Origin of the sequence: uncultured Jatrophihabitans sp. (assembly GCF_964252635.1) — a bacterium.
In the GTDB taxonomy this organism is placed as follows: Bacteria; Actinomycetota; Actinomycetes; order Mycobacteriales; family Jatrophihabitantaceae; genus Jatrophihabitans.
Genome location: NZ_CAXUNP010000043.1, coordinates 24,357 through 31,585, shown reverse-complemented (window position 1 = coordinate 31,585; position 7,229 = coordinate 24,357). Strand labels below are relative to the sequence as shown.

The following is a 7,229-nucleotide window of genomic DNA, read 5'->3' as shown; positions in this document are numbered from 1 at the left end:
CAGTTCGGCGATTGTCCGCGCATCATCTCTGAGCGCGAAGCCGGCGTCGTCGCGCGTGGCTTCGAGGACGACGCCGAAAGGTCGCTCGGAACTCGGACCGTCGGTGGTCCTGACGTACGCCCTCAGGCAACTACGGAGCCGGGTGCCGTCGGAGCCGGCCCGCCGGGCCGGGAGCGCCCGCGTGATGGTGCCGGGCAGCGGGACGACCTCGCGGACCCGGTCCCGGGTGCTGCGCAGCGATGTCGTGTACACCGCGTTGCCGACGGCGGTCAGGACGCTGGAGACGGCCGCGCCGATGACCGTGCCCGTGACGCCCAGGAACGACGCGGCGCCGGTGGCCGTCGTCGCGGCGAGGCCGGTGCCGATGAGCTGGGTGCCGGAGAGCCCGAAGGTGGGCAGGCGGCGGGCGGGCGCGGGTCCGGTGGTGTCGTCGGTCTGGCTGGTGTTGGCCGTTTGGGTGTCGTGCGCTTCGGTGTCGGGTTCGTCGGTGTCGGCAGCGTCGGTCGGTTTCGTGGTCAGGTCGGAGGTCACAGTGCGTGCAAAGCCTTCGGTACGGGGTGAACGCGCCGACTCGTCGGTGTGCCGGCACGAACTCTCCATGGTGGCCGTCGCACCTGGGTGCGGGCCTGCGGCGCTCACCGCGCGTTCAGCCGTTCGCTAGCGTGCTGGGCATGCCCAGTGATCACGAGGATGCGCGGCCGGCGGACGACGACCGGCACGCCTGGGAGCGCCCCGGCGCGTTCGAGGCCGGCCCGGGCGTGCACCGCATCCCTCTCCCGCTGCCCGGGGACGCGCTGAAGGCGGTCAACGTCTATGCCATCCCGGACGGCGAGCAGGTCGTGCTCATCGACGGCGGCTGGGCCATGGCCGAGTCCAGCGAGCTGCTCGGCGCCGGGCTGGCCACTCTCGGCTACGACCTGCGCGACGTCCGCGACTTCTACGTCACCCACCATCACCGCGACCACTACACGCAGGCGATCGCGCTGCGCCGTGAGTTCGGTGGCCGGGTCTCGCTGGGCGAGGGCGAGCAGGCTGCGCTTGCCGCCATCCAGGCCACGGACCGGCAGCCGAACGTCGGCCGGATGGTCGACGCCGGCGCCGAACAGATCGCCACGGAGATCGAGGCGTGGGCCGGCACGGTCGACCGGAACCAGGAACTGGCCGACTTCGAGGAGCCCGATCGGTGGCTGGCCGACGGCGTGGACCTGCCGCTGTCGACCCGTACGCTGCGGGTCATCGCCACGCCGGGCCACACGCGCGGGCACGTCGTGTTCCACGACCCCGAGCACGACACGTTGTTCGCCGGCGACCACGTGCTGCCGCACATCACCCCGTCGATCGGCGTCGAGATGAACCGTCCGCCGTCGCCGCTGCGCGACTACCTCGCCTCGCTGGCGCTGGTGCGGGCCATGCCGGACGCTCGACTGCTGCCCGCGCACGGCCCGGTGACGGGTTCGGTCCACGCACGTATTGACGAGCTGCTCGAGCACCACGCCCATCGCCTCGAGATCACCGCGGAGGCACTCGGTCGGGGGGCCACGACCGGCTTCGAGGTGGCCCGGGCCACGCCGTGGACCCGCCACCTGCGCCGCTTCGACGACCTGGATCTGTTCAACCGGATCCTGGCCGTCAACGAGACGGTGGCGCACCTGCAGGTGCTGGTCGAGCGCGGCCTGGCCCGCGCCGAGCGCGTCGACGGCGTGACCCACTTCGCCGTGGTCTGATCCTGTCTTCCCGCCCGGTGTGGTCGCCGGACGGTGCGATTCCACGACCACTGCGGGCGGGAAGCCGGCTCAGACGGCGGCGACGACCTTGGCGAGGTCCGCGGCGATGGTGTCGGCCTGCTGCTGGGTGCCGGCCTCGACCATGACCCGCACCAGCTGCTCGGTACCCGACGGGCGCAGCAGAACGCGGCCGGAGTCGCCGAGCAGCGTCTCGGCGTCCGCGACGGCCCCGGCGACGGCGTCCGACGCGGCGACGGTCGCGCGGTCGCTGACCGGCACGTTGACGAGCGTCTGCGGCAGCCGCTGGACGACGCCGGCCAGCTCGGCGAGCGTGCGGCCGGTCTCCACCATGCAGGCCATGACGTGCAGGGCGGTGAGCAGCCCGTCGCCGGTGGTAGCCGCGTCGGTGAACACGATGTGCCCGCTCTGCTCCCCGCCGAGCGCGAGACCCTGAGCGCGCAGCGCCTCGAGCACATAGCGGTCACCGACGGCCGTGGTCAGCACCTGCACGCCCGCGTCGCGCATCGCGTGGTGGAAGCCGAGGTTGCTCATGACGGTGGCCACGACCGTGTCCTCACGCAGGCGCCCCTGCGCGTGCATGGCCAGGGCGCAGACCGCGAGCAGCTGGTCGCCGTCGACCACCTCGCCGGCCGCATCGACGGCCAGGCAGCGGTCGGCGTCGCCGTCGTGGGCGATCCCCAGGTCGGCGCCGGCCTCGCGCACCGCGGCCACCAGCCCGTCCAGGTGCGTCGAGCCCACCCCGTCGTTGATGTTCAGCCCGTCCGGTTCGGCGGCGATGGCCGTGACCTGCGCCCCGGCCCCGCGATAGATCTCGGGGGCGACGAACGCGGCCGCGCCGTGGGCGCAGTCGACGACGACGTGCAGGCCGTCCAGGCGGGTGGGCACCGCGCCGAGCAGGTGGGCGCCGTAGCGCTCGACCACGTCGTCGGCGCGGTGTACGCGGCCGATGAGCGACCCGACGGGCCGGTCGGTCGGGCCGGTCGCCACCTCGGCCTCGATCTCGTGCTCGAGGTGGTCGGGCAGTTTCCGGCCGCCGGCGGCGAACAGCTTGATGCCGTTGTCGGGCATCGGGTTGTGCGAGGCCGACAGGACGACCCCGAGATCGGCGCCGTAGGACGCGGTCAGGAAGGCCACCGCGGGGGTGGGCAGCACGCCGACGAGCAGCACGTCCGCCCCGGCCGACGTCAGCCCGGCGACGACTGCCGCCTCGAGCATCTCGCCGCTGGCACGCGGGTCACGCCCGACGACCGCGACCGGCCGGTGCGACGCGTCGTGTGCGACGAGCACGCGCACGGCCGCGCCGGCCACGGCCATGGCCAGTTCCGGGGACAGGTCGCCGTTGGCCAGTCCCCGGACGCCGTCGGTGCCGAACAGGGTGCCCACGCGGGCTAGCGCTTGGAGTACTGGGGCGCCTTGCGCGCCTTCTTCAAGCCGTACTTCTTGCGCTCCTTGACCCGCGGGTCACGGGTGAGGAAGCCGGCCTTCTTCAGCGCCGGGCGGTCCTCGGGCTCGAGGTTGATCAGCGCCCGGGCGATGCCGAGCCGCAGCGCGCCGGCCTGGCCGCTCGTGCCGCCGCCGACGATCGAGGCGATGACGTCGAACTGGTCGGCCTTCTCCAGGGTGACGAACGGCTCGCGGATGAGCTGCTGGTGGACCTTGTTCGGGAAGTAGGTCTCGAGCGAGCGGCCGTTGACCTTGAACTCGCCGGAGCCCGGGACGAGGCGGACGCGCGCGATGGCTTCCTTGCGGCGGCCGACGACGGGTGCGGTGGGAGTGGTCACTGGCTTACCTGCTTGATCTCGAACGGCTGCGGCTTCTGCGCCGCATGCGGGTGGTCGGGGCCGGCGTAGACCTTGAGCTTCTTCAGCTGGGCCCGGCCGAGGGTGGTCTTGGGGAGCATGCCGCGCACGGCGAGCTCGACGACGCGCTCGGGCTTGGTCTCGAGCAGCTCGCCGACGGTGCGGCTGGACAGCCCGCCGGGGTAGCCGGAGTGGCGGTAGCGCAGCTCGTTGAGCTTGCCGCCGGTGAGGACGACCTTCTCGGCGTTGATCACGACGACGAAGTCGCCGGTGTCGACGTGCAGGGCGAACTGCGGCTTGTGCTTGCCGCGCAGGAGCTTCGCGGCCTGGGAGGCCAGGCGGCCGAGGACGATGTCGTTCGCGTCGATGACGTGCCAGTGACGCTCGATCTCGCCCGGCTTCGGGCTGTACGTGCCAGTCTTGGGCATGGAGCTGCTTCTCTCGTTCGGTCTTCACGCTGCACTGCAGTCTTGCTGCGCAGTCGGCGCCCCCACGGTCATCCGCGACACCGACGGACGCGGACGTCCGGGGTGACCGATGGACCCTGAGGCATGGCCGGTGGACGCGGACGGGCCGCGCACCATCGTCGAACTCTACCGGCGGGCACGCGGGCGGCCAAATTCGGGCGGCTTCGACAGGCGGCGTGCCGCCGGCCTCGCTACCCTGAGCCGGTGACGAGCTCCCCGACCTCCGCCCGCGTGGTGGCACGGGTCGGCATCCTGCCGCTCGCGTGCGTGCTCGGCATCGTGCTCGTCCTGGCCGTCGCCGGGCTGACCTGGAACTCCTCGACCCGGTACGGCAAGCCGGCCGCCGCCGCGCCCGCGACGCACGCGCAGGTCGGTTCCGTCCCGGTGACCGCGTCGCCGGTGGCCGCCGCCGTCCCGCTGTCACCGAACCGCATCGTCATCCCGAGGCTCAAGGCCACCGCGTCCGTTGTCAACGTCGGCACCACGTCCGACGGCGAGCTGCAGGTGCCCGAGAACCCCAAGGTGGTCGGATGGTGGAGCCCCGGTGCCAAGCCCGGGGCGACCAAGGGCACCGCCATCTTCGCGGGGCACATCAACTTCAACGGCGTCACCGGGACGCTGGCCCACATCGGGTCGCTCAAGCCCGGCGACGAGGTCGACGTCTACGGCACGCACAACGCCCGCAACGCCAGCAAGGTGCGGTTCGCCGTCACCGGTGTGCGGACGTACCACAAGACGAAACTGCCCTACAAGCAGATCTTCGACCAGGCCAGCGTCGGCCGGCTGGCCATCGTCACGTGCGGCGGCCCGTTCGACGCCTCGACCGGCAACTACCTCGACAACATCGTCGCCTTCGCCGTCCCGGCCGCGTCCTGACGTCCCGTCCGACGGCCGGTCAGGTGGGCTCTCGCTCAGTTCGGCTGGTAGCCGGGGTGGCGGAGCTCCCCGTCGTCGACGACGGGTCCGTACCGAGCGCCGCCGAACGCACGTAAAGCCTCGTCCATCGGGGCCACCAGTTCGCGCCGTTGGGCCAGCGGCAGGCCGAACCGGTCCGGGCCGCCGCCCACGAACGGGCGTCGCAGGTGCGCCATCTCGGGGTGCCGCCCGGCGTAGGTGGTGTCGGCCAGCACCAGCTCGAGGTGGACGCGCCAGCGTTTCGGCCGGCGGAACGTCACCCGCGAACGCAGGCCCCAGTGGTAGCCGACCCGAACCGAGGCCCGTGACAGCTCGGACCACTGGATGCTCCATGGTCGGCGTGCGGCGTCCAGGGTGATCCCGGTCGGGTCGACGACCAGCGCCCGGATGCCCCGGGTCACCCACCAGGACGCGACCAACGCCGCGGCCAGCGCCGCGCAGACGACGGCGCCGACGACCGCGCCGGCCACCCGGCCCGTCGAGGACGCCGTCGCGGCCGCCGCGTAGCCGAAGCCGGCCGCGAAGGCCAGGAACACGACGGCACCGGCCAGGATCTGCGCGTCCCGCCGCGCGCTGCGCAGCGAGACCCGTACCGACGTCACCGGCTCCACGCCCGCGATCATGCCCTGCGCCCTGGCCCGCTGTCAGTGGTCAGCGCGAGCGCACGACCCGGGTCTCGTCGAACACCGGTTCGGCCGACTCGTAGACCCGCCCGTCCGCGCCGAAGACGAGGAAGCGGTCGAACGAGCGCGCGAACCAGCGGTCGTGGGTGACCGCCAGGACGGTGCCGTCGAAGGTCTCGAGGGCCTCCTCCAACGACTCGGCGCTGAGCACGTCGAGGTTGTCGGTGGGCTCGTCGAGCAGCAGCAACGTGGCGCCGGACAGCTCGAGCAGCAGGATCTGGAACCGTGCCTGCTGCCCGCCGGACAGCGACCCGAAGCGCTGGTCGCCCTGCTCGCCGAGCCCGTAGCGGCGCAGCGCCCCCATCGCCCGTCCGCGGTCGACACCGGAGCGTTCGCCCTCGCCCTCCCACAGCAGGTCGACGAGCGTGCGCGGCACCCAGTCGGGGTGGGTGTGCGTCTGTGCGAACAGGCCGGGGACCACCCGGGCCCCGAGCTTCCAGGCGCCGGTGTGCGCGACGGCCGGCTGGTCCGGGTCGCTGCCGAGCAGCCGCAGGAAGTGCGACTTGCCCGCGCCGTTCGCGCCGAGCACGCCGATGCGCTCGCCGTAGAAGATCTCGGCGTCGAAGGGCTGCATCAGTCCGGTGAGCTCGAGGCGGTGGCACGTGATGGCGCGCACCGCGGTGCGCCCGCCGCGCAGGCGCATCGTCACCTGCTGGTCGTCGGGACGGTCCGGCGGCGGGCCCTCGGCCTCGAAACGCTCCAGCCGACGCGCCTGCACGCGGTACTTCTGGGCCATGACCTCGCTGACGCGGGCCTGGATGCGCAGCGTGTTGACGAGCTGCTTCAGCCGCGCGTGCTCCTCGTCCCACCGGCGGCGCAGCTCGGCCATCCGGTCGTGCCGGTGCGTGCGCGCCTCGTGGTAGCTCTCGAACCCACCGCCGTGCACCCACGTCGTCCCGCCCTCGACGGTGACCACCCGGTCGGCCACCGTGGCCAGCAGCTCGCGGTCGTGGCTGACGAACAGCACCGTCTTCGGTGTCTCGCGCAGGCGTTGTTCGAGCCAGCGCTTGCCGGGCACGTCGAGGTAGTTGTCGGGCTCGTCGAGCAGCAGCACCTCCTCGCGCCCGCGCAGCAGCAGTTCCAGCGCGAGCCGCTTCTGCTCGCCGCCGGACAGCGTCGACAGCTCGCGGTACTTGCAGCTCTCGAACGGAAGGCCGAGCGCGGCCACGGTGACGGTGTCCCAGAGCACCTCGGCGTCGTAGCCGCCCGCCTCACCCCAGTCGGCGATGGCGTGCGCGTACCGCAGCTGCGTCGGCTCGTCGTCGCGCTCCATCATGACCAGCTCGGCGTCCTGCAGGGCCCGCCACGCGACGCGGACCGGCTCCGGCGAGAGTTCGACGAGGAAGTCCTGCACCGTGCTCGCGTCCCGCACCGAGCCGATGAACTGGCGCATGACGCCGACACCGCCGACCTGGGTCACCGTGCCCGTCTGCGGTGTCTCGTCGCCGGCGATCAGCCGCAGCAGCGTCGTCTTCCCGGTGCCGTTGGCGCCGACCAGGGCCGCCTTGACCCCCTCACCCACCCGCAGGCTGGCGCCGGTGAGCAACGCGCGCCCGTCCGGCAGCACGTGCCCGATGCCCGCGGCCTCGACATATCCCATGCCCACAGTGTCCGGGACGC

General features: G+C 72.6%; 7 protein-coding genes and 1 pseudogene. 2 read left to right on the top strand and 6 right to left on the bottom strand.

The features are described 5' to 3' along the window. A pseudogene (locus tag ACFFCA_RS16365) lies at nt 1–531 on the bottom strand (hypothetical protein); the annotation flags it as partial. 140 nt (nt 532–671) lie between these two features. Here ACFFCA_RS16365 and ACFFCA_RS16360 point away from each other — a divergent pair. Continuing rightward, nucleotides 672–1,724, top strand: coding sequence for an MBL fold metallo-hydrolase (locus ACFFCA_RS16360; protein WP_375486688.1), 1,053 nt, complete (start codon nt 672–674; stop codon nt 1,722–1,724). 69 nt (nt 1,725–1,793) lie between these two features. On the opposite strand, the gene glmM is transcribed toward ACFFCA_RS16360, so the two are convergent. From glmM to rplM, 3 genes are read right to left on the bottom strand one after another with little or no spacing between them, the layout of a single operon-like run. Beyond that, nucleotides 1,794–3,128: a phosphoglucosamine mutase gene (gene glmM, locus ACFFCA_RS16355; RefSeq protein WP_375486686.1), complete on the bottom strand. Its 1,335-nt coding sequence runs from the start codon at nt 3,126–3,128 to the stop codon at nt 1,794–1,796. 5 nt (nt 3,129–3,133) lie between these two features. Further along, nucleotides 3,134–3,526, bottom strand: coding sequence for a 30S ribosomal protein S9 (gene rpsI / locus ACFFCA_RS16350; RefSeq protein WP_375486684.1), 393 nt, complete (start codon nt 3,524–3,526; stop codon nt 3,134–3,136). Further along, nucleotides 3,523–3,972, bottom strand: coding sequence for a 50S ribosomal protein L13 (rplM, locus tag ACFFCA_RS16345; protein WP_375486682.1), 450 nt, complete (start codon nt 3,970–3,972; stop codon nt 3,523–3,525). The genes rpsI and rplM overlap by 4 nt, the downstream gene beginning before the upstream one ends. 243 nt (nt 3,973–4,215) lie before the next feature. On the opposite strand from rplM, the gene ACFFCA_RS16340 reads away from it, so the two are divergent. Then, on the top strand, nt 4,216–4,887 hold the full coding sequence (locus ACFFCA_RS16340) for a class F sortase (RefSeq protein WP_375486680.1): 672 nt from the start codon (nt 4,216–4,218) through the stop codon (nt 4,885–4,887). Nucleotides 4,888–4,922: 35 nt separating this feature from the next. Here ACFFCA_RS16340 and ACFFCA_RS16335 read toward each other — a convergent pair whose 3' ends face one another. Together ACFFCA_RS16335 and ACFFCA_RS16330 are read right to left on the bottom strand one after the other, a co-directional pair. After that, the gene (locus ACFFCA_RS16335; protein ID WP_375486679.1) at nt 4,923–5,549 is read right to left on the bottom strand and encodes a hypothetical protein; all 627 of its coding nucleotides are present in this window, start codon (nt 5,547–5,549) and stop codon (nt 4,923–4,925) included. Nucleotides 5,550–5,577: 28 nt separating this feature from the next. Then, nucleotides 5,578–7,209, bottom strand: coding sequence for an ABC-F family ATP-binding cassette domain-containing protein (locus tag ACFFCA_RS16330; protein WP_375486677.1), 1,632 nt, complete (start codon nt 7,207–7,209; stop codon nt 5,578–5,580). Nucleotides 7,210–7,229: the final 20 nt, after the last annotated feature.

Excerpts from the sequence above, each read along its gene's own strand:
- ACFFCA_RS16360 (WP_375486688.1), top strand. The coding sequence starts at position 672 with ATGCCCAGTGATCACGAGGATGCGCGGCCGGCGGACGACGACCGGCAC.
- rplM (WP_375486682.1), bottom strand. The coding sequence starts at position 3,972 with ATGCCCAAGACTGGCACGTACAGCCCGAAGCCGGGCGAGATCGAGCGT.
- ACFFCA_RS16335 (WP_375486679.1), bottom strand. The coding sequence starts at position 5,549 with ATGATCGCGGGCGTGGAGCCGGTGACGTCGGTACGGGTCTCGCTGCGC.
- ACFFCA_RS16330 (WP_375486677.1), bottom strand. The coding sequence starts at position 7,209 with ATGGGATATGTCGAGGCCGCGGGCATCGGGCACGTGCTGCCGGACGGG.